Source organism: Hyalangium minutum, from assembly GCF_000737315.1.
Classification (GTDB): domain Bacteria; phylum Myxococcota; class Myxococcia; order Myxococcales; family Myxococcaceae; genus Hyalangium; species Hyalangium minutum.
Map to the genome: position 1 here is coordinate 458271 of NZ_JMCB01000005.1, position 22334 is coordinate 480604.

A 22334-nucleotide genomic window follows, 5' to 3' on the forward strand; every position below is an offset into this window, starting at 1 on the left:
TGATCCAAATCTTCCCCCCACTAAAGTCCCGCGGATGCACTGGCACTTGCTCTTGAAGAGCGCGGTCATGGGGGCCGTGCTGTTCGCGATGTCCGGACTCATCGGGGCCGACGCGCACGCCCAGCAATGCGGTCCCGAGACGCCTCCGCCGGTCAAGCCGCTCAATGACCAGATGAGCGACACGCGGCTTTTGCGGCGCATCGTGCTCGGGCTTACCGGGACAACGCCGGCCATCGAGCAGTATGAGGCGATGGCGGCTGCGGCCACACCTGAGGCCCGCGAAGTGCTCCTGCGCTCGGCGCTGGATGACGCGCTCGCCTCGCCGAAGTTCTACGAGCGGATGCTGCGCTTCGGGCATGAGTGGCTCGCGGTGGGCGCGTACACCACCGGCGCTGCCGGCGACGCCTACCAGGGCGACATGTCCGGCCACCTCTTTGCCTGCCCCGCCAACAGCCTGCACCCGGGCGCGTACTACCACGTGAACGAGTTTGGGTCGGGGGACCCGGGCCTGCAGTGCAAGGACCAGAACGGAGCCGGCAATCCCGCTGTGCCCGAGGTGCACACGGTGGAGCCCTGGTGGGCGCCGGGAACGACGGTCGAGGTGCTCGGCAAGGCCGGCTCCTCCGTCACCCAGGTCGTCGACGCCCAGGGGAAGACGCTCGACTGCGGCGTCGCCAGCGGCGGCTACTACGATCCCATGCTGTCCGCCGGGTGCGGCTGTGGACCGAATCTGGTGTGGTGCGCACCGCTCGTCGGACTGAACACCAGCAGCAACTTCAATCTCGGCGTTCAACGGCGCCATCCGTACGAGGAGCCCGCGCGCCTCTTCGCGCACCTCGCGTGGCACGATCGGCCGCTGTCGGACCTCGTCATCGGCAACTACTCCGTGGGAACCAACTGGTTGCGCGCGTTGTACGTGCGCTTCGGTCGGCAGCAGGGCAGCACCGCGCTGGACGCGAACACGACCTGGTGGCGCCCCGCCGCGGACAACGCACCTCGCGATCCGCTGCACCCGGCGCCGGATGATCCGCAGGCGTGGCGCGAGTTCGTGGTCGAAGAGCTGGAGCCCTTCCACCTCGCGCTGACCACCGATCGAGCGCGCTCCGGCAGTCTCGAGCGCACCTACCGCTTCGATCCTCGCACTACGACCGAAGCCCCCCAGGGACTTCCCACCGCCGGGGTGCTCACCATGATGGGCGCGATGTCCTCGTTCCCGCGCGAGCGCGTCCGAGCCGCGCGCTTCCTGGAGATGTTCGCCTGTCAGAGCTTCTCGCCGCCCCCCTCGGACGTGCACTTCCCTCCATACGAGAGCGATCCTGCGACCGGCGGAACGTGCCAGCACTGCCACAAGACGCTCGATCCCGCGGCGATCTCCTTCAAGCGGTGGGACTTCAGTCCGTTCCAGAGCTACTACGTCCCGTGGCCCTTCATCCCAGGCGTGGGCCGTCATCGCGTCACGAAAGAGTGGCTGTCCGGGCAGTACCCGCACACGGGCACCTCGCCGGGATACCGCTGGAGAAACGCGTTCCTTCCCAACACCCTGTTGACCCCGGTCACCCCCGAGCAGATCAAGGCCAATCCGGAAGCGGTGCTGCTCGACACGATGCCCGAGTCATACACGCTGCTCGGTGAGCACGGCGACGGCACGATGGGCCCGCTCGGGTTCGGAAAGCTCCTCGTCCGCTCCGGTGAGTTCGACCGCTGTGCCTCGCGCAGGCTCTACGCGATGTTCATCGGCCGCGAGCTGAATCCGGCCACCGAGAAGGGCTTCATCGACAAGCTCGCGAGGGAGTTCGTCGCACGCGACCGCAAGCTCCGTCCCTTCATCCGTTACCTCTTCGAACAGTCCGAGCTGCGGAGGGGCCTGTGATGAGCCAGTTGCGTTCGATGCTGGGAGCCGCAGTGCTGGCCTCTCTCACACTCACCTTGGGGGCCTGCTTCGGCTCGGCCAGCACCACGGACACGAGAACCCCCAATGCCGAGGAGCCAGACGAGGGGGAGAGCTGCGCGGCCTTGAACAAGAACGATGAGATCCGGCTCGCGCTCGCGCCCGCATGCCAGGGCTGTCACCTCACCGGTAACAAGCCGTTCTTCGGCTCGCTGTCCGCGTTCGAGAGTGGGCTCGTGTACAACGAGAGGTACGTCAAGCGCGGGGACCCCGAGAACAGCTTGCTGGTCCAGCTGCTCAAGGGCGTCGCACCTGGAAGCTATCCCCAGATGCCGCTTGGGCAGACCTACAGCGAGCTCGTCACCAGCGGCCGTGTCACGCTGACCCTCGAGCAGGTGGAGGCCTGGATTCGCGATCTGCCTGCTCCGCCCGCGCAGCTGGAGACTCCGTCTCCGGAAGAGTTCCACGTCCGCCGGCTGTCCGCCGACGAGATGGTGGTGAGCTTGATGGAGCAGCTCGGGCTCACGCTCGAGGACTTCGTCAGCACCAGCGATCCCAACTGGAGGAACAAGGCGTACGTGGTGAATGGCGGCAAGCTCTTCGTATGGCCCGGGGATTGGGCGCCCGGCATCTCGACCGAGTATGTCTCCGACTCCCGCAGCGTCGAGCGGTACGAGGCGCTGGGAGGCGGCAACTCGCTCCTGTACCGCAAGCGGGACGTGAGCTTCGGTCCCTCCGCCGCGCAGACGCTGGTCCAGATGTCGCAAGCCTGGTGCGCGCGCGCGGTGGACAAGAGAAACAACACGGCGGTGTTGCGCTACGTGACGCTCTCCGACAGCTCCTCCCGCAGCCCGGACGCGGTGCGGAGAAACCTGAGCACGCTCTACCTGCGCATGCTCGGACAGCCGCCTTCGGAGGCGGAAGCGAGCGCGTTGTACGAGCAGGTCTATCTGCCGCTCGAGGCGCAGAGCACGCGCTTGGCCTGGATTGGCGTCTGCGCGGCGCTCATCCGTCACCCGCTGTGGATCACCTACTGAGCCGAGGACATTATGAGGAACACCTCTCGTCGCACGCTGCTCAAGTGGGCCCTCGGAGCGGGACAGCTCGCGCTCCTCGAACGCGCGGGGCTCCTCGGCTCGAGCCCTGCTTACGCCGCGGGCATGGACGTCCCCTCACGGCTCGCAGTGCTCTACATCCCGGGTGGCTACCGGCCGGCGTACTACTTCACCCCGATGGAGGACGCCGACATTCCGCTCTGCGTCCCGGCCCCCTCCAACTACAGCGGCGAGCCCGTCTTCTTCGACGCGAGCAAGGTGGTGGACCTCGCGGCCGCGAACGGACCCTACAAGCCGCTGCGAACCTGGCAGTCGTGGAACCCCGCCGACCCCGCCGCGCGAGGCAGCTTCAGCCCGCTCATGTATGGCTACACGCACTTCGCGCTGCATGAGCAGCTGAGCGTCCTGCACGGCATCGACCAGGGCACCAACGACCACGCGAGTGCGTTCATCTCCTCCATGTGCGGTGTCGCCGGTGCGGACTACCGGGCGCCGGCCGTTCACTCGGTCATCGCCAATCACCTGTTCGAGAGGTACCGCGAGAGCAGACCGCTGCCGTTCGTGGTTGTCGCCGGTGAGCGCGGCACGCCGCTGGGAATGGGGCTGCCCTCACACGCCTCGCCCGTTCGCGTGCCGTCCATCGAGTCGCTCAAGCCGCAGCTCTCCGCCAAGCCCGCGGATAACCCCTGGTGGACGGGGCTTGATGCGCGCACCGAAGCTCCCGAGCTGGACGCACGCGGGCAGCCCACCGGTAGCACCCTGAAGACGACCACGGTGGAGCGCTTCTCGCTCTCGCGCGCTCAGCCGTTGATGGACCGATCGACGGCGAAGGTGGACAACTACCTCGAAGGTCTGCATGGCTCGCTGGCGTCGGTCTCGCGCGTGCTCGCGACGGATGTCGTGTCCATGCTGGAGCGCACCAAAGGCATCGACACGCTGACGGCGAACCGCCCCGCGTACCTGTCGAGCTACCTGTCGAACCAATCGTTCACGTACACCTTCGGTCTCGCGAACTTCCACCTCACCGGGCTCGACCCGCGGATGGATCTCGCGCTGCGCCTGCTCAAGTCGGACCTCTGCACCTCGGTGCACGTCTCGTTGCAGCTCGACTTCGACACCCACAACGGCCTGGGCCATGGCTACAGCTGCGCACACGGCCGCGGGCTGATGGACTGCGTCGCGCGCTTCCTGGGCGAGCTCAAGGCTGCTCCGGCTCCCGGTAAGCCGGGCAAGACACTGCTCGATGACACGCTCGTGCTGGTGATGAGCGAGTTCGGCCGCAGCTGGGCCTCGCGCGGAAGCGACGGCACCTACAGCCTGCCGGATGATCATCACCCCTACACCTCGGTCTGCTTCGCGGGCGGAAACGTAGCGGGGAACCGGCAGGTGGGCTCGTACACCCCGCGCGGGCTCGGCGTCCCCGTGGACCTCATCGAGGAGACCGGTCAGCCCTCGAGGCGCGTGCCCAGATCCGCGGACGTCGTGACCACCGCGCTGCGGATCATGGGCATGGAAGCGCACGACTTCTTCATCCCCGGTGGCTACGGAGAGGTCGTGGGGCTTCGGAAGGCGTGAGGGGCTCTGCTAGGCCTACCCTGGCTTTGAACGCAGGGCCTGGTAGGCGCGCTTCCCCGCCATCACGGCCAGCAGGATGAGTGCCCCGGCAACGATTCCGGACAACGCATCCATGATGGTCGGCACCACCGCTTGCAGGACTCCTCCCACCCCCGGCACGTTCCCCGCGCCATGGGCGATCCCCTCGATGAGGTGATGCAGGGGAGGGATGCCGTGGGTGAGGATGCCGCCGCCGACCATGAACATGGCGGCCGTGCCGGCGATGGACAGCCCCTTCATCAGGTACGGAGAGGCCACCAGGAGCCCGCGGCCCAGCGTGCGCTGGAATGAGCCCTTCTTCTGGGTGAGATAGAGCCCCGCATCGTCGAGTTTGACGATGCCAGCGACCAGCCCATAGACGCCGACCGTCATGATGATGGCGATGCCGATCAGGACGGCGACTCGCTGCCCGAAGGTCGCGTTGACGAGCGTGCCCAGCGAGATGACGACGATCTCCGCCGAGAGGATGAAGTCCGTACGGATCGCGCCTTGGATCTTGGCCTTCTCGAAGGCAACGAGGTCCACCGCAGGGTCGGCGACGGCCTTGACGAGCTCGCCGTGGTGGGCTTCGTCCTCGGCCTTGTTGTGCAAGAACTTGTGGGCCAGTTTTTCAAAGCCTTCGAAGCAGAGGAAGGCACCGCCCACCATCAACAGCGGGATGATCGCCCAGGGAATAAAGGTGCTGATGGCCAGGGCGGCGGGCACCAGAATGGCCTTGTTGACCAGGGAGCCCTTCGCGACCGCGAAGACGACAGGCAGCTCGCGATCGACGGTGACGCCGGCCACCTGCTGAGCATTGAGCGCGAGATCGTCACCGAGGACTCCCGCGGTCTTTTGGGTCGCGACCTTGGTCATCGCCGCGACGTCGTCCAGGAGGCTGGCGATGTCATCAATCAGGGTCAGGAGGTTGCTACCGGCCAAGAGGGTCTCCCTGTGGGTTGAGTCGAACCACGAATGGCCGCAACACTACTTCAAAGCTGGCGGCAGTGCCTGTGACAGCGCCTGCTCCAGCTCGCGCCCGTGCGTGGTGTAGAGCTCCCTCCACTCAAACCCCGTGGGCAGCGTTCCTCCCTGGCCGACGAAGAGGTACACGAACAGATCCAGCAGGAGCCTTTGCGAGGACGTTCCACAGTAGCGCCCCAGGGGGTGGGGCTCTCGCCCCTCCGCTGGGAGAATCTCTCGCGCCACGCGCTCCAGCTCATCGGCGGTGTGGCGTACAGCCGAGGGAGCCGCCAGCTTGCGGCGCTCGGTAATTTCCTCGGCGAAGGGCGCGGGCAGCACGCGGCGAGCCACTTCGCGCAGCAACACCTTCCGCGTCCTCCCCCGGACGCGCTGCTCCCAGGGGAGCGAGAGCGCCAGGTCCCGGATCCTTCGATCCAGGTAGGGCACCCGCACCTCCAGGCCGCTCGCCATGGAGCCTCCATCCCAGACGCGCAGGTGCGCGTCCGTGAGCTGCCCCTCCAAGAAGAAGCGGTAGAAAGCCTCACGGGCCGCGGCTTCGTCTGGGAGGGCCACCGCCCGCAGAGCCGCCTTGGTGGAGGCGCACTCCTCCACGGGCACCGTGCCCGTCCGAATCATCCGGTTGTAGCTCTCCACGCAGGACTTCAGCCATGGCGCGGAGCTCGCGTGGAGGACGTAGCCCGCGAAGAGCTCATCGGCCCCATCCCCGCAGAGCACCGCCTTGACGTGGTGACGGATGGCAGGAGCCGCCGTCTCCACAATGGTGGGCTCCGAGGGCCCCTCGATCGCGACGAGCGCACGCGGCAGGGACTCCAGCAGCTCGGCGGGGCGGAAGATGTACTCGTGGTGCCGCGTCCCCAGCGCCTCGGCGAGCCTCCGGCTCATGGCAAGGTCCGCCGACTCCGGATCATCCGCGAGCGAGAAGGTATGCAGCGCCGGCGAGCCCTCACGCGCCAGCAACGCGGCCAGCAGGGAGCTGTCCACGCCCCCTGAGAGAAAGAGCCCCACCGGGTGATCCGCCGCTCGCTGCCACCGTACCGAGCTCGTGAGCAGCTCGAGCAGCAACTCGGCCAGCTCCTCCTCACGCGTGGGCAGCGTGAGCGGGCGCGGCGCGCTGTGGCGGCCGGGGCGAAGCTCCAGGAGCCCATCCGGGCGGCGAGAGATCTCCAGCGTGCCACCGGGCGGCACTTGGCGAATGGCCCGGAAGAGCGTGCGCTCACCGAGCAGAAAGCGAAAGGTGGCCCACTCGAAGAGCGCCGTGCGATCGAGCTCCCGCGGCAGCGAGGGGTCCACCAGCAGCGCCTTCAGCTCCGAGGCAAACAGGAGCCGGCGGCCCCCGTCCACGAGCGCGTAGTACAGCGGCTTGATGCCGAAGGCATCCCTCGCCAGGGTGAGCCGCTCGCCGTCCGAGAGGGCGAAGGCGAACATGCCCTCCATCTCCTCCAGCCAGGCCATGCCCCGGCGCTCCAGGCCGCGCAGCACCACCTCGGTGTCGCTGCGTGTCCTCAAGGGGGGGCCCTCTCGCTCGAGCTCCCGGCGCAGCTCCACCGTGTTGTAGAGCTCGCCGTTGTAGGCGAGCGTCAACCCGGCCGGGCCGGACATGGGCTGCGCTCCCCCCTCCATGTCCACGAGGCTCAGGCGCGTGCTGCCCAGGCCCGCGTGGCCTACCACCGCCGTTCCCCATCCGTCCGGGCCCCGGTGCTCGAGCCGGCGTGTCATGCGCTCGAGCAACGCTCGATCCGGCTCACCAAAAATCCCTGCGATGCCGCACACGGGACGCTCCTCGCGGATGAACGAGCCGCCTCACGCCTGGGCGGCGGGAGCGGCCTTGGGCTCGGCGAACACCACGAGCCCCTCGCCATGGAATCGCTGGAGCGCCTCCAGCACCGCCTGCTCCACCTTCTGGGCGGGCTGTTCGCTCCGGCGCCGTTGGCCCTCGAGCAGCTGCCCCACGGTGCGCTCGCCGTCGCACTGCTGGAGCAGCTCCGAAGTCCACGCGTTCACCCGGAAGTGGTGGCCGTAGAGGTTGGGCCGCTTGTGGAAGAGGACCGTGGCCTCGCCCCCCGTGCCCTGTCCACCCGAGAGCATCCCCGGCGGCAGGGAGTGGAAGCGCTCCACCCGGACCCACTGGCTGCGCAGCGGCACCAGCGCGCGCAGCGCCTCGGGCGAGCCGTTTCCTCGGAGGGCCGACCACATGTCAGGCCGCTCGAAGGCAGGCTGCGCCTCCTCCTCAGGGGTGAAGTGCCCCATCCACACCAGCAGCCCGGTATAGCGCGCTGCCTCCGCCACGGCCGGCTCCACCGCTCCTCCCTGGCCCGAGCCCACCCACTGGCAGAAGGCTGCCGCGTCCGCGAAGAACGTGGGAGGCACCTCCGGGTGCGCCGCCTGGAAGGCCTGGAGCATGGGCTCGGCACGCGCCCCGAGCACCTCCACCAGCCCGGGCGCCGTGCGGCGCAGCGCTTCGCCCCGGTTCTCGGGCAGCCCCCGCTCGGCCGGGGACAGCCGCCCTGGCTGCCCTCGGTGCTTGGCGATGACGTCTTCGAAGAGCCGCGTGAACTCCCCCGCGACATCTCTTCGGGGCAGTCCCTGCACCAGCTCCAGTCCGCGCCGGCCGATCTCCCGAGCGCCCTCCGGATCCTCGATGGCCTGGCGCAGCGCCCGCGCCAGCTCGCTGTGCACGCGGGGATCCGGCACCAGCAGCACGTTCTTCCCGGGGGCCAGGTGTTCGCGGAAGGGCTGCTTGGCGGCAATCTCCCCGGAGAGCACCAGGCAGGTGCCGCAGGCGAGCACCTCCCGAGGCACCGTGGGCGCGTGGAAGGTGATGGGGAAGTCCCGCTCCAGGAAGCACACCGCGCGGCACGCCCGGATGAAGCGCGCCACCTTCCAGTGCGCTACGAAGGGCAGTACCCACGTCACCTCCGCGAGGCCCTGTTCCTCCACCGCCTTGTGCAGGGGCGCCACCCGCTTGCCCCGCGTGAGCGCCACGAGGTTGAAGCGCAGCCCCTCCTTGCGCAGCAGGGCCAGCGCGCTCAGCAAGTCATACGTGCCCTTGGTGACTCCCACCTTGCCGTAGATGCCAATCACCGGCAGCGAGGGATCCAACAGGCGCGGGTTCCGCACCAGCCCCGGGTGTTCCCGGTTCAGCTCCTCGAGGACGCCGTTGATGTCCAGCGGCTCCACCGTGGGGCTGAAGCACTCGCGGATCAGATCGGGCGGCGGCCCCCGGTAGATGTTGTCGGGGTGGACCCCCATGCCGAGAAACAGCAGGGGATTGCCTGCGCACACGCCGTTCGCGCGGCGGATGATCTCCCGGTACGTGGTGCCCAGGCCGGGCCGGGTCATCAGCCTTCCGAGATCGCTGCCGGCGTTGCGCACCAGGTAAGGCACTCCGGTCCAGTGCGAGGCCATGTTCGCGGCGACGCCGTACGGCTCGAAGTAGTAGCTGAAGATGACCTCGCAGCGGTGGCGGCGGACGACGTCGGTGGCGAGGCCCGCGAGCTTGCTGACGTAGGGGTTCGCCTGCGGCACGTGCAGGAAAGCGGAGGAGCTGCGCTCGGAGAGGTGCAGTCGCACCCGCCCCGCGCCGAAGGTGGGCTCCAGCCACGAGCGATCATCGGCCGTGAGCATGAGCCGGTAGTCGTCCTCCACCTCGTCCGCGTTGGTGACGACGTGGACTTCATGGCCGGCCTCGGCCAGCGCGCGGCACATCCAGTAGGACTGGGCGCTCACGCCACCTTGAATGGGGGGGTATTTGATGAGGGCGCAGATACGCACGAAGCTCTCCTGGGGAGCGCGAGGGGGGCGGCGGTCAGTTCGCGGGCACCGCGAGGGTGAGGGCGTTGAGCTCCATCAGGCGGCGGACCACCTCGGCGCAGCTCCGGACTTCCTGGGCGCTCGCCTCGCCCGCCGCGCCGGGTGAGAGCCGTGCGGCGATCTCCGCCGTGGTGCGGCTCCCGTCACACAGCGCGAGCAGGGCGCTCGTCCGCTCGTTGATGGCCAGGTGGCGCACGTTGCGGAAGCCGGGCGCCTTGCTGAAGAGCACGAGCGAGGGCTTGAGCGGAACCTCCTCCGTGGCCTCGCCCGCGTTGAGGCGCCGCACGAGCTCCACCACATCGCAGCCGAACCGCTCCACGCGCACGTGGGGCCCGGAGAGGGGACGCGCGGCCGCCAGCTCTTCGACCCCTGGGGCAGCGCGGCTCTCGAAGGCGCGGCGGAACTCCAGGGCCGTCTCCACCGGAGCCACCGTCGAGCACAGCTCGAGCTGGACACGCTCGAATCGGAGGATGTCCTCCAGCGGGAAGCGCAGCTCGGGCCGCTCCTCCAACACGCGGGAGAGCAACTGGAGAAACCAGAAGCCGTCTCGCACGGTGCGGTTGACGAACTCGGGGGAATGGCGAGGGGCGTGCTCCTCGGTGAAGCGATGCGAGACGTCGTGCCAGAGCTTGTGCAGCTGCAGCCATCGGCAGCTCGCCGGAGCGGCCTTGGTGATCAGCGAGAGCCGCTTGCTGGAGAGATCATGCGCGAAGGTGTTCAGGTGCCCTGCCCCCACCGCGAGCAGCGCCTCCACCTGCTCTGGCCCCAAGCCCAGCTCCTCTCCCACGGCAGGGGGCGCGGCGAAGAACCGCTTGCGCAGTCCGTCCTCCACCAGCAGCCGGGCCAGCGCCGTCTGGAAGACGTGCGCGTCCGTGGGCAGCGGCGTGGAGGGGCGCTCGGGCCAGGCCGGGAGCGTGCTCCGGTGGGGCGGCCGGGGAGCCGCGCGGTGCGCACGGTGGAGAATCTCCTTGGCCCGATCGATGTCCTCGAGCATCTCCTGGAACTCCTCGGGGAAGTTCTGGTCCCGCTCGATCAGGACGGCACGGACCTGGCTGCGCTCGGCCACATACTCCAGCAGCTTCCACACCTCCGGGTGCGAGTCCACGCGCTGGCTGTGGCTGTCAATCCACTGGCCACCCCGCCGCTCGCCTCCCGCCAGGTGCACCTGGACGACCCGCTCCAGCGGCAGCGCGTCCAGGAAGGCGTACGGATCGTACCGGTGGTTCTGCGAGTTGATGAAGACGTTGGCCAGATCCAGCAGCAGGCCGCAGTCCGCCTCCGTCAGCACCCGGGTGATGAACTCCGCCTCGCCCAGCGGGCTGGGGATGGCGAACGCATAGGTGATGTTCTCCAGCAGGAAGGGCACACCGAGGATCTCCTGGACCCGGCGCGCATTGGCGGCGCATCTGCGGATCGCGGCCTCGGTGAACGGCAGCGGGGTGAGCTGGCCCAGCTCCACGTCCCCCGCCCTCGTCATGCACAGGTGGTCGCTGGAGAAGGGCGCTCGGACGGCCCGCACCAGCTCGGCCACCTCCTGGCAATACGCCTCATCCAGCGGCGCATCCGTGCCGACGGACGTCTCCAGTGCGTGGGGGATGAGCGGATGACGCTCCAGCAACGGCAGCGCTCGCTCCATGCTCTCGGGCACGGAGCGCACGTATCTGTCGGCGATCAGCTCGAACCAGTCGATGCGATCGCCGTGCTTCAGCTGCTGCTCGCGCAGCTCGGGCCGGTAGCCAATACCGACCCCGAGCATCGGCAGCTCATCCCATCTCGACAAGGGCTCTCCCGGGTACGCGCGAGCACGAGCACGCCTCACGGCCCAAGCCGGGCGTGCTCACTTGCGACAGGACGGTACAGGCGTGGGCGCCTCAGGCGCTCTGGCTGACACAGCCACAGAGGCAGCCGGTGCCGCACACACAGCTGATGCACATGCTGCCCGCGTCCGTGAACGAATACGCGGGACCACAGTCCAGCATCTCCAGCTTGAACTCTTCGGTCTCCAGCGGCTTGGCGTCGGGGGCAATGAACTTCGCGTTCTGGAGGGGCGCGCTGGGGTTTTCCATTTTTTCCTCAGAAGTCCTAGGGGGAAGGACTGAGATTTTTACTCTGCGTGGACTTCCTGTCAATGCGCTTTCACCCAGGTTTCTCCTCCGGTGCCCCCATCCGGGCGCCCGTGAGGCAAGCCACGGCCGTCCCCACGCCATCGCGAGGCGTCAGGACGGCGGCGAGCGCACGGGCCTGGTGCCGCAGGCGCTCGTCCGTCAGCGCCTGTTGTATCGAGGCGATCAGCTGAGGGGCCTTCACGCCTCGTGCAAAGAAGGGGGCCGGAGCGATGCCCAGGCGGTAGGCGCGCTCGGCCCAGAAAGGCTGATCATACGCATGGGGCACGAGGACCTGGGGGACGCCCGCACGCGCGGCCGCCGCGAAGGTCCCCGCCCCGCCATGGTGCACCACCGCCGCGACGCGAGCGAAGAGCGGGCGATGCGCGGCATGGCCAATGCGAAGGAGGGGGCCCTCCACCTGAGGACGAGCGGGAGCGTTCCGCCCCGCATGGAAGACAGCGCGGCACCCCACGGCCTCCACCACCTCGCGCAGGAGCTGCTCGTTGAGCGCTGGCTCGCTCCCGGCGAGGCTGCCAAAGCCGATGTAGATCGGGGGCTCGCCGGCTGCCAGGAACGCCTCCAGCTCGTCCTCGAGTGGGCGGGGATCCTCGAGCAGCAGTGCTCCCGTAGGAGGCGCCCACACCTGCACGCCCCCCAGCGAGCCCAGGAGCTCCTCATCCGCGGCGAGCAGGACCCGCTCCGGAGGAAAGGCGTAGGCGAGCAGATCCTCCACGGGCGGTAGCCCACGCCGGGCGTGGAAGTCCCGCACCGTCTGGAGCAAGACCGGGGGCACGAAGATGGAGGTGCGCCCGCGGGGCATGAAGAGCCCCGGCGCGTAGACGACCGCCAGGTAGGGCGCGCCCACCGCCGCCGCCGCGGAACGAACCGCCATCGCCATTCCCGCGCCGAGCACGAAATCCACCCCCTCCGCGAGCGCGGGCAGACACTCGAGCTGAGCCCGACACTCCTGATCGAGGAAGGCCTCGATGGTGCCCGGAGGCAGGTAGCCCGGGGCGCCCCCGGCCCGCCCGCGAAGGAACTCCTCCACATCCTGTCCCATCGGCACGAAGGGCACCTGAAAGGCGGCGGCATCGGAGGCGTAGAGCGGCCGCGCCGCGAGGATGGCCTCGTGCCCCGCCGAGCGCAGGCCCAGGGCGAGGGCCAGCATGGGCTGGAAATCTCCACGAGAGCCAGGAGCTGCGAGCAGGAACTTCACGGCGTCCTCCCTGGCCGGCTGGACACGGGGCGCATCCGCGACGGCCTTTTGCGGTGACATGTCACACGCGCAGGTTGCCATGTCACCCGTCCAGGATGGCATGTCAGCCGTGGGATATCGTGGACGCTTTGAGCGCACAGCGGCGTGGCGCAGGGCGTGGGAGGCTACGGCAGGCAGCCCACGCCACGGTCATACGTGTGCTTCTGGCAGGACACTCCGATGTCCGTATGGAGGGCAGAAAAGGAGCGGAAAATTCGGGTCAAACACTTCCTCGCGAGTTGCTCACGGGCGGGTTCGGAGGCCGGGACACGCGTTGCCCAGTCCCTGCACATCCGAGTCGTAGTGGATGGACAAGTCCCCAGCTGTGTCCACCCGCCGGGCGAAGAGCGAGCCGAAGAGCTCGAAGCCCGTTCCCAGGTTGAACGGGGCGAGGGGCGCGTAGAAGTGACCCACCACCCGGCTCTGCGCGGGTTCCTGGATGGGTTGGCTCCCACCCACGTAGACGCGCAGGCGCGAGGGGAAGCGCGGTGAGTCCAGGCCGAGCCGGTTCTTCACCGCCAGGCTTCCGGAGATGAAGAGATCCAGCTCGCCCGTCTCTTCCAGGTGGACGTCGAGGCTCTCCACGTCCACTTCCCCTTCCACGAACAACGCGGCCCGCCCGGTCACGACGAGCGCCGCCGTGCCGGAGCCTGTGATGCCGCGCAGGTAGAAGCGCCCCTTCGCCAGTTGGAGCGTGCGCGCGCCCATGAAGCCCGAGAGTGCTTCCGGGTCCACCGAGAGCAAGGCGTTGTCGTTGTCCGTGATGTGGGCGCGGACCCACGCGGCGATGTCCTCGAGCTCGCCGGCGGCGCAGGGGCAGGGAGGTGCTCGTGGGGGAACAGGCTCTCGCCTCCGCTCGGCCACCTCGAGCGTGCCGGAGACGGAGAGGTTGCGCTCGGGGGGGAGCACCAGGGCGTCACGGACCTTCAGCTCGGCCAGCTCGATGTCGCCCGCGATCCACGCCGGTCCTTCCACTTGCACAGAGGCCAGGGGCCCGTTGAGCGGGCCCGCGCTGTACAGCGCCCCGGCGACGGACAGGGGCCGTGCCACGAGCTGGATGCCCGCAGCCGTGCCTCCCACGGAGAGGGAGCCTCCCACCTGCACCTGCTCGGTGGCGGTCAGGTCTCCGTTCGTTGCGACTGACGCGCCGCGTCCCCCAGGCACCCAGGGGCCAGCCGAACTCTGGAAGCCATCGGTCAGGAAGGGGGCACTGGTCGTCAGGCTCTCGCAGGTACACAGGGCATTTGGGAAGACCCGGCCGGCCAGCTCTCCCCGCTCACAGGCTTCCGGTTCTGACTCGGGCAGCACCGCCACGGTGTCGCTCACGGTGCAACTGGTGCCTTCCACCAGGAGTGCCAGGAGAAGAAGTCGGTGGCTCCATCGCATGCATCGCTCCTTGGAAGGGCCCTCAGGACGGGCCGGTTCGGGCCCGCGCCGGACATGTTAGGCTCACCGCCCTTTGCGCAGCCTCCTTGCCTTCATGAGCCGCCTCTTCCTCGTCTGTGTCCTTGTGGGGTGGGGGACAGCCCGAGGAGACGAGACAAAGGCTCCTTGGATCGCAGTGCTCCGAACGTCCTCTCCGGAGGATGAGTCCCTGGCGAGCCGGGTCCAGGGGCAGCTCAGCGATCTGCCCGTGGTGCTCCGCGTGAGCCCGGGGCCGTCGCTCGGGACGAGCGACGCGGAGCAGTGGCGCAGCGCCGTGGAGCTGGCACGCAGCGAGTCCGCCCGGGTGGCCATCTGGTTCAGCCATGAGACCGAGGCCATCGTCGTCTCCATCGCGGAGCCGTCCACCCAGCACCTGTTCGTGCGGCGCATCCAGGCGGACGGGGCTGGGGGACGGTTGGGCCACTCCGCGCTGGCCGAGGCCGCGGCCCTGGCGGTGCGCTCGGCGGTGAAGGCCCTGGAGGCGGGGCACGAAGTGGGAGTGATCGTCGAGCCTCCGCCCGAACCCCCGTCGGCACCGCCTCCCGAAGCGCCACCTCCCGTGTCGCCGCCTCCCAGTCCTCCGGCTCCCAGCTCTCCCGTCCGCGAGGGAAGCTGGGTGCTGGACTTGGGGTGGCAGGCCGCCGTGGATGGGAGCAGCCCCCGAGGCCAGCAGGGGCCGCGGCTGGGCATCGCAAGGGAGGGCTCCACGTGGCGAGCGCGTGCGCAGCTCCTGGCGAGCCTCCAGGCCCAGCTCTCCGACGCGTACACCCGCGTCTCCCTGTCCCGGCATTCCGTCATCGTGGGCGCAGGGGTCTGCTCGAAGCCTACAGAGCGGCTTCGGCTGGGCGCGGACCTGGGCGTCGGCCTCTCGGGCTTCCGCCGAAGCACCGTGGCCCTGGCCTCGGAGGTCTCCGCCGTTCCTCCTCGACTGACCCTGGCCCCCTTTGTGAGCCCGGAGCTCTCGGCGCGCTGGCGAGCCGGTGCCGTGGCCCTGGAGGCCTCCATCTCGGTGGATGTGCTGGCGGGCGTGCCGACCCTTGGCTACCAGCGGGGGGAGGAGTTCATCCCCCGGAACACCCTGTGGTGGGCGCAACCCCGGCTCGGATTGGCGATACTCGTGGGCTCTCCATGAATTCTCGTGACCCGAAATCCGACGCACCGGACTCCGTGCCAGGGATGCGGGCGCTCAGAAGCGAGAACCTGGCGGTGAACACCCCTCAGCAGAGTCGCATTCAGGCCGTCATCGCGGGAGACCGGCGGGCGACGGAGTCGCTCCTAGCGGAGCTGTTGCCCCGTGTGCGCAACCTGGTGCGCTACCTGCTGCGCGGGGATGACGTGGACGACACCGCCCAGGAGGCGCTGATCGCCATCCTGCGGGGCCTGCCGACCTGGCGCGCGGAGGGCTCCTTCAAGTCCTGGGCGGATCGGGTCGTGGTCCGGGTCGTCTTTGCCTCGCGGAGGAAGGTGCGCGCCGACCAGCGCGTGGCGGCCCTGGAGCCCGTGGAGATGGTGGCGGTGCCCTCGGACGATGTCGCACCGGATGACTACGTCTTCCGGCGGGACATGGCACGGCTGTTGGATCAGCTCTCCGACGAGCAGCGGCATGCCTTGGTGCTCCATTACGTGTTGGGGATGAGCGTGCCGGAGATGACCGAGCATCTCAGTATTCCCTTCGAGACAGTGCGCAGCCGGCTTCGCCTGGGGCGTGCCCGGCTTCGGGAACTCTATGAGCAGGAGTCGGCCAGCGCGGGAGGTAGGAAATGAGTCAGGACTCCCATGAGCATGAGGAGCCTTTCGATTTACTCGGTCCTCTGGATGAGCGTTCCGGGCCCGCGCAGCGCATCTCCCAGAAGCGCTCGGCCGAGCTCATTCAGGGAGTGCTCGCGGTCATGGAGGCTCCTGCCGCGCCGCCACCGAAGCGCGGCAGGTTCCGCCGAGGGGTTTGGGTCACGGGGGCCTGTCTGGTGCTGGCGGGTGCGGCGGCGGCCAGCTACTGGAGCCTCCGGACGTCTCCGCCCGAGGTGCTGCCCGTCCCCCGGGTTGCCGAGGTCCAGCCACCCGTGGCTCCCGCGCCTCAGGCGGTGCAGCCAGCACCAGAGCCGGCCGTGCCGCCTCCACCTCCGAGCGCTCCCACCGAGCCGGCCGTCGCTCCTGCCCAGGAGCCGGTGGTGCGCCAGCGGCCTGCAGCTCCCGCAACGGAGCCCGAGGATCTGCTGCGCCGGGCGAACGAGCGCCGGGCCGCGGGCGCATGGCGTGAGGCGGACGCGCTCTACCAGCGGGTCATCCAGTCCCATCCCGGGACGGCTTCGGCCTACGTGGCGCGCGTGGCCTCCGCGGAGCTGCGGTTGAAGCAGTTAGGAGATGCGCAGGGGGCGCTGCGTCAGTTCCAGCAGGCGCTGCGCATGCAGCCCCACGGAACGCTGAGCGAGGAGGCCCGGCATGGCGTGGCCGAGGCCTTCCAGGCGCTCGGAGATCCGGTGCGCGAAGCGCAGGCCCTGAAGGACTTCCTCCAGGCGCACCCGGAATCGCTGCTCGCCGAGCCCGCGCGACGCCGGCTGCAGGCGCTGTCTCCGCCCGCGCCGTAGTTTTCTGCCGTGCCCGTTGACCCGATCATTCTGCTGCCTCCTTCCTTTCCTGAAAACACAGGACGCGCCTGCACGCAGGCGCTGGGCACGAAGGCCCAAGGAGGAAGCCGTGCACGAGACCTTGAAGGCTCCGCGGAAGCTCGCAGTGGACGGGAGCCACTCGCTCCCGCTCGTGCGAGGCGGGGTGTTGCTGCTGGCGGCGTGGTTCCTGCTGTGCCCTCCAGAGGCGGAGGCCCGCGGTCGCTATTACAACCACTCCAGCACCATCGAGACGTCGCATCCGGACTGGATGAGCTGGGTTCCCGGCCAGACGAACCTGGCCGCGCTCTCCCTCCCGGGCACGCACGACACGATGTCGTTCCATGGCGGCGTCCTCGTGCAGACGCAGTCGATGCCGCTGCGCACCCAGCTCGAGGCGGGCATCCGGGTCCTGGACATCCGGTGCCGCCACATCGACGACCGCTTCACCATCCATCACGGCGAGGTCTACCAGCAGGCGAACTTCGATGACGTGCTGCAGGCCACCATCCAGTTCCTGCGCGAGCATCCGACAGAGACGGTGCTGATGAAGGTGCAGCAGGAGCATGAGGCGGAGAACACCACCCGTTCGTTCGCGGAGACCTTCGCGTGGTACCGGAGCCAGTCCGCCTACAGCCCCTATCTCTGGACGGGCACTTATCTCCCCTCGCTCGATCAGGTGCGGGGCCGGATCGTCATCCTGCAGGCCTTCAGCGGTGGCTCCTACGGAGTGAGGTGGCCTTCGGACGGGTCGAGCGCCTCTTTCGACATCCAGGATGAGTGGGAGGTCACCTGGGTCTGGAACATCCCCGCGAAGTGGGAGCAAGCAAGGGCGCAGTTCATGGAGACGAACAGCGGCTCTGCTTCGGTGATGTACGTGAACTTCCTGAGCGGCTCGTCGCACACGGGCGGGGTCTATCCCTACACGGTGGCGAGCGGAGAAGGGTCCGTCTACCGAGGCACGAATGATCAGGCGCTCGAGTACCTGGTGGCGGGCAACGTGCAGCGCACGGGCGTGGTGATGATGGACTTCCCGGGGGCGGGGCTGATCGATGCCATCATCGCTCACAACTTCCGCCTGGTGCCGGTCACCGTACAGCCCCGGAGCGACTTCGATTTCATCTTCAAGAGCGTCGCCTGGTCGTTCTCGGGTGACGCCCAGGAGCGATGGAACCAGGAAAAGACGTTCCTCTCCAACGTTCTGCCTGGGCGAACCTGGCAGTGGATGGCGCTCAAGAGCCAGGCGAGCTTCGTGCAGTACAGCGAGGGCCTGTCCTCTGAGTCGAGCGAGATCGACGGCTACACCCACGCTGCCTTGACTGTCCGCTCGTTGAGCACCGCCGTGAGCCAGAGCAGCCTGCAGGCCGCCGTGATCAGCCGTCTCCCCTTACTGACGGGAGAGGCGCAGAGCCGGGCGATCGGGTTGTACGGGCACCTGGCGACGAGCTTTCCGTTCCAGTCCTGGATGGTGGTGGTCAAGAAGGCACCGGGAGGCCTGGAGAACTGGGCTTACGCCACCTACGGCATCAACCCTGTCTACAAGGTCCAGCTCGGGGACTACCTTTACGCGGTCTGGGGCTATGACGCGCAGTAGCGGGCCCACGTGAGCCCGCGTCCGCCGGGCCGGCTCTCGAGGGGGCCACCTCTCGCTCCGGACCTGGATGGTGCCGCCGAGCGACTCCACGATCGTCCGCGAAATGTACAGCCCGAGCCCGAGGCCGCCGTAGTTCCGCTCGGACACAGCGCGCTCGAAGCGCTCGAAGATCCGCGAGAGGTTCTCCGGCTCCACGCCGATGCCTTGGTCGACGACGGTGAAGCGCGCGAACTCCCCCTCGCGCTCGAGCGTCACCGAGATCGGCGCGCCGGCGCCATACTTGATCGCATTATCGACGAGGTTGGTGAACACCTGCTCGACACGCAGCTTCGCGGACCGAGCGGTCAGGGAGGGCGGCGCGTGCAGCTCCAGCGATGAGCCAGCGCGCTGCGCCTCCGGCTCGAAGCGCGTCACCACGTCCCGAGCGAGCGCCGCCAGATCCGTCGGCTCCAGCTCCATCCGGAACCTCCCGGAGGAGATCCGCGACACGTCGAGCAGGTCGTTGACCAGCGCCGCGAGCTTGTCGATCTGCCGCTTCGCGCCTTCGGCGTACGAGCGCATCTGTTGCACGAGAGGGGGGCAGCCTGTTTGTCGAGAGAGCGCGCGAGCCCCTGGAGGCGGATCGCCATCGGCGTGAGCGGCGTCTTGCGCTCGTGGCTAGCGACCGAGAGAAAGACGTCGCGGAAGCGCGCGCCGAGGGCTGCCGGGTGCTTGGCGCCCAGGATCTCCGCGTACGCGTCGTTGTAGAGAAACCCGAGCACCGGGCCCCACGCGACGAACATCGGACACTTCGACGTCAGCAGCAGACCGACGACCGAGCGGAGCGGCTGCGGCCAGCTCGAAGGTGGCCCCAGCGGGGATCTCGTCCAATCGTGCGCGCGCATCAACGCACCGACCTCGCCCCCGCCCTGGATGAAGAAGTGAGCCTTTTCGCTGGAGGTGTCTTCGTCGTTGCTCACTGTCGAGTCCCGTGTCCGCTCGGAGCGTAGAGCCGAACCGAGCGGCTGCCCAACCATTCCGTTCCGCGAGCACGGCTCCAGTGTTTGGGGCAGCACGTCGCACGGCCGATCACGGCGTCCTCGCGCGAGCGCGGCTCGGTCACGCAAGCCGTAGCGCGGGGTCCGCAGCGCCCGGCGTGACAGGCCCGTTCAGAAATTCTTGGGATCCAGCCCCGCCTTCTTCAGCTTGCTGACCCAGCGCTTGCGGGCCGACTTACCCATGTCTTTGAGGGGAACCGGAGGTCTCAGATCCGGCGAGGGGAGTGTGTAGCCGACCGGCAGCCGGTTCACCACGAGGGGGGCGGTGCGGAGAGGAGTGGTCGTGAGGGTGGGCGTCGTCACGATCGTCTCTACACGCGGCGGCGTGATCGTCGGCTCCGGGACGTCATCCTCGTCATCATCCGGGAGCTCGGGATCCGGCATCAGCACATTCAGCTTCTCCATGATGGAGTCGAGATCGTCTGAGACGAATCCTCCCCTTTCTTCGGCGCCTTTCTTCTCCACGCGCAGGCTGTACCACTGGCCCGCCTTCCGGCGGATGGTGCCCGCAGCCTGGGGATATGTTGCCGAGAAGTCCCTCCAAGTGAAGCAGTCCTCGTCGAGCTTCTCCCAGAGGTCCCCCGCGAGCTGGAGATAGATGCTGAAGAATTCGCCATACGAAGTCTTGCCCGTCCGGTGGTACTCGGCCCTGGCTGCGGCCAACCGGTCGCGGTTCGTGCCAGCTGCCTCTGTCGTGGTCTCGTCGAGCACCTTGGCGATCGCGCTGGGATCGTTCGATCCCACCGAGGCCTTGATCGCCTGGCCCGTGCGGGTTGGCAGTGTGCTCAGCGCCAGCCGGTGATACGAGGAATCGCCCTGGTGCAGGCGCACCGGCCCGACCCACTTCTTCATGCGGTCCTGCTGGGGGTTGTCCGTCTCCTCCATGTAGATGGTGGGGATGCCGATCAGCGCCGGGCCTTCCAAGCCGCCGCTGCGCATGCCCAGGTTGACCATCTTGGCGTTGCGGCCGTACAGGTACGCGAAGGCCGTGAGCTGTCCGCACCGGCCCCACGCCTTGTTCCAGCCCGGGGCGTTCCAGAACTCCATCATGTTGACGCAGTGGTCCTTGAGGACCTTGTTCTTCAGGGCATTCAGATCGATGCTGTCGCCCGTCAGTGCGATGATCCACTCCGGGATGCCCGCCGCCTTCCGCACGGCGTTCTCCTCGACAATGCGCCTCGTGATCTGACGCAGCCCCTCGACGCTGGTGTCCAGTTCCAGGTGCGCGGTGGCTTTGGGCTTGCGCTTGTTGATGCGGACCCAGAGGAAGATGCGGGGCGACTCACTGTTCAGCAGCGCCTTGAAGCGGGCACCTTCCAGGAAGACCCGGATGTTCCCCTGAAGATTGTCACGGAGGAACTTGTCCGTGATCTTCCCCCAGTTGAAATTCGCGGAGACGATCGCCGTGGCCGTACCGATGCGCTGGAGGACCACGGTGTCGGTGGTCTTCATGGAGGAGAAGAGCCTTCGGATGGACGCAGCCTTGGACGGGTCCATCTTGCCACCCTCGAGCGTGATTCCCTTGATGTACGTCTGAGGGTTGGCGATGGTGCCGACCGCCACGCGCTTGGCAAACTCCACGTCGCCGAGCACCTCTTTGTAGAACGCCGTGAGCCGCTCTGTCTGATCGTCCATGACGTCCAGGTACGCCCTGTCCGTGCCCCGCAGGATGATGACGGAGACCGAGGGGTCGAGGATCATCGCTGCGGCGACCCCAAACATGTCGCCGCTCATGTATCCGCCCTGAACAATGACGTGGTACGTGGCCATTCCACGTCAGGTTTTCACGGAAACAGGCCCTCGTCGCGATTCTGGCCAGCGCGCGGCGCCTTGGGTCAAGCACTGCATGGCTCAGCTGCCGCTGCACCTGCCCAAGGGGCCGCCGGACGTCGCCACCTCAGCCTGAGCGCGCTCCGATCCGTCCTCAACGCACACCTGTCCCCCTTGAGCTCGCGATCTTCGCCGAGCATGGCGCCCGCCCGTCCTCAATCCCCTCCAGCACATCGCTGACCGGACGGATACAGATAGACCATGGGTGAGGGGCATGCACTCGGGGTGGAAGACTTCAGGCAAGCTCGCTACGAACACTGCGAGGGGCTGCTGCGCCTGCCCGAACCGAGGCGGGCTCAGCTCTTCTCTTCCGAGCGCTGGCGAGCGAGGACGGCGTTGATCTCGGCGCCCAGCAGCAGCGCGAGCGAGGAGATCCACATCCACAGCAGCAGGACGATGATCCCTCCCAAGGCCCCATAGGTGACGCCGAAGGTGCCGAAGTGAGAGACATAGAAGGAGAAGCCCAGCGAAGCGGCGAGCCAGACGAGCACCCCTATCACGGACCCGGGAGTCATGAACTTGAACCTCTGCCGGGAATCCGGGAGCACGGAGTAGAGGGTCGCCCAGAGGATCATCATCAGCAGCGCTGCCAGGGGCAACCTCAGCCAGCCTGCGAGCGTTGTCCAAGGTGCTCCCAGCCGGAGGGCAAGAAGGGGAGTGGCCACCGCAACGAGCCCGGCGAGCAGCGCCAGGATGGCTCCCGCCAGCATCATCCCGAGCGCGATCCCGTAGACCTTCCGACGCGGACGGCTCTCCGTCACACCGTAGGCGGTGTTGAGGGCCGTCATGAGGCTCACCACCCCGGCGGTCGCCGACCACACCGCGGTCAGTGCGCTGAACGTGAGCAGCCCCCTGCTGGGCCCGGAGGTGAGCTGCGCGAGCTGCGCATAGGGGAGTTGGCTGAATGCCGGGGGGACCTCGCGCCCCAGCGCGCCGATGAGCGCTTGCGCCTGCGCGGGTTGAATGACGAGGCCCGCCAGGGCAACGATGAAGAGCAGGAAGGGAAAGAGGGACAGGACACCGTAGAACGTGAGGGCCGCCGCCGCGTCACTCAGCTTGTTGCGCTTCCACTCCTGTCTCAACCTCCCCAGGGTGCTCTTCCACTTCGCGGCTCTGCCAGGCCGGCCCCGGCATGGCGCGACAGGGCTTCTCACC

The 22334-nt window shown here is 68.2% G+C and carries 17 protein-coding genes and 1 pseudogene; 7 read left to right on the forward strand and 11 right to left on the reverse strand.

Annotated features, from left to right (window positions below; all coding sequences use genetic code 11):
- The first annotated feature begins 34 nt into the window (after positions 1-34).
- Genes DB31_RS15405 through DB31_RS49930 form a run of 3 tightly spaced genes read left to right on the forward strand, consistent with a single transcriptional unit; the run spans position 35 to position 4518 of the window.
- Complete coding sequence (locus DB31_RS15405) at positions 35-1870, forward strand: hypothetical protein (protein ID WP_044188028.1); 1836 nt, start codon at positions 35-37, stop codon at positions 1868-1870.
- Complete coding sequence (locus tag DB31_RS15410) at positions 1870-2925, forward strand: hypothetical protein (RefSeq protein WP_044188030.1); 1056 nt, start codon at positions 1870-1872, stop codon at positions 2923-2925. The genes DB31_RS15405 and DB31_RS15410 overlap by 1 nt, the downstream gene beginning before the upstream one ends.
- Before the next feature lie 12 nt (positions 2926-2937).
- The gene (locus DB31_RS49930; RefSeq protein ID WP_205628511.1) at positions 2938-4518 is read left to right on the forward strand and encodes a DUF1501 domain-containing protein; all 1581 of its coding nucleotides are present in this window, start codon (positions 2938-2940) and stop codon (positions 4516-4518) included.
- A 15-nt stretch (positions 4519-4533) separates the two neighbouring features.
- On the opposite strand, the gene DB31_RS15425 is transcribed toward DB31_RS49930, so the two are convergent.
- The 7 genes from DB31_RS15425 to DB31_RS15455 form a co-directional block, all read right to left on the reverse strand.
- Positions 4534-5478, reverse strand: a complete 945-nt coding sequence (locus DB31_RS15425) for a DUF808 domain-containing protein (protein WP_044188036.1) — start codon at positions 5476-5478, stop codon at positions 4534-4536.
- Positions 5479-5523: 45 nt separating this feature from the next.
- Positions 5524-7290 carry an asparagine synthase (glutamine-hydrolyzing) gene (asnB, locus tag DB31_RS15430; protein WP_044188038.1) on the reverse strand — a complete coding sequence of 589 codons (1767 nt, stop codon included), beginning with the start codon at positions 7288-7290 and terminating at the stop codon, positions 5524-5526.
- 30 nt (positions 7291-7320) lie between these two features.
- Positions 7321-9291 (reverse strand): PqqD family peptide modification chaperone, encoded by a 1971-nt coding sequence (locus DB31_RS15435; protein ID WP_044188040.1) that lies wholly within the window; start codon positions 9289-9291, stop codon positions 7321-7323.
- A 34-nt stretch (positions 9292-9325) separates the two neighbouring features.
- The gene (locus DB31_RS44820; protein WP_240486709.1) at positions 9326-11110 is read right to left on the reverse strand and encodes an MbnB/TglH/ChrH family RiPP precursor modification enzyme; all 1785 of its coding nucleotides are present in this window, start codon (positions 11108-11110) and stop codon (positions 9326-9328) included.
- Positions 11111-11201: 91 nt separating this feature from the next.
- Positions 11202-11396 carry a hypothetical protein gene (locus DB31_RS15445; protein WP_044188042.1) on the reverse strand — a complete coding sequence of 65 codons (195 nt, stop codon included), beginning with the start codon at positions 11394-11396 and terminating at the stop codon, positions 11202-11204.
- Positions 11397-11466: 70 nt separating this feature from the next.
- Positions 11467-12651, reverse strand: a complete 1185-nt coding sequence (locus DB31_RS15450) for a glycosyltransferase (RefSeq protein WP_240486710.1) — start codon at positions 12649-12651, stop codon at positions 11467-11469.
- A 282-nt stretch (positions 12652-12933) separates the two neighbouring features.
- Positions 12934-14076: a DUF7305 domain-containing protein gene (locus tag DB31_RS15455; RefSeq protein ID WP_044188043.1), complete on the reverse strand. Its 1143-nt coding sequence runs from the start codon at positions 14074-14076 to the stop codon at positions 12934-12936.
- A gap of 175 nt (positions 14077-14251) precedes the next feature.
- Between DB31_RS15455 and DB31_RS15460 the strand changes: the two genes are divergently transcribed.
- The 4 genes from DB31_RS15460 to DB31_RS44825 all read left to right on the forward strand — a co-directional run bounded on the left by DB31_RS15460 (position 14252) and on the right by DB31_RS44825 (position 18312).
- The gene (locus DB31_RS15460; protein WP_052419980.1) at positions 14252-15247 is read left to right on the forward strand and encodes a hypothetical protein; all 996 of its coding nucleotides are present in this window, start codon (positions 14252-14254) and stop codon (positions 15245-15247) included.
- 44 nt (positions 15248-15291) lie between these two features.
- The gene (locus DB31_RS15465) at positions 15292-15879 is read left to right on the forward strand and encodes an RNA polymerase sigma factor (RefSeq protein ID WP_240486711.1); all 588 of its coding nucleotides are present in this window, start codon (positions 15292-15294) and stop codon (positions 15877-15879) included.
- Positions 15876-16700 carry a tetratricopeptide repeat protein gene (locus DB31_RS15470; protein ID WP_044188044.1) on the forward strand — a complete coding sequence of 275 codons (825 nt, stop codon included), beginning with the start codon at positions 15876-15878 and terminating at the stop codon, positions 16698-16700. The genes DB31_RS15465 and DB31_RS15470 overlap by 4 nt, the downstream gene beginning before the upstream one ends.
- 109 nt (positions 16701-16809) lie before the next feature.
- Positions 16810-18312 (forward strand): phosphatidylinositol-specific phospholipase C, encoded by a 1503-nt coding sequence (locus DB31_RS44825; protein WP_052419981.1) that lies wholly within the window; start codon positions 16810-16812, stop codon positions 18310-18312.
- 60 nt (positions 18313-18372) lie between these two features.
- On the opposite strand, the pseudogene DB31_RS51575 reads toward DB31_RS44825, so the two are convergent.
- The 4 genes and pseudogenes from DB31_RS51575 to DB31_RS15490 all read right to left on the reverse strand — a co-directional run.
- A pseudogene (locus DB31_RS51575) lies at positions 18373-18771 on the reverse strand (sensor histidine kinase); the annotation flags it as partial.
- The gene (locus DB31_RS49935) at positions 18723-19271 is read right to left on the reverse strand and encodes a hypothetical protein (RefSeq protein ID WP_205628517.1); all 549 of its coding nucleotides are present in this window, start codon (positions 19269-19271) and stop codon (positions 18723-18725) included. The pseudogene DB31_RS51575 and the gene DB31_RS49935, both read right to left, overlap by 49 nt.
- A gap of 189 nt (positions 19272-19460) precedes the next feature.
- On the reverse strand, positions 19461-21083 hold the full coding sequence (locus DB31_RS15485) for a hypothetical protein (protein WP_157231999.1): 1623 nt from the start codon (positions 21081-21083) through the stop codon (positions 19461-19463).
- Between the two features lie 392 nt (positions 21084-21475).
- Positions 21476-22261: a YihY/virulence factor BrkB family protein gene (locus DB31_RS15490; protein ID WP_240486712.1), complete on the reverse strand. Its 786-nt coding sequence runs from the start codon at positions 22259-22261 to the stop codon at positions 21476-21478.
- Positions 22262-22334 lie beyond the last annotated feature (73 nt).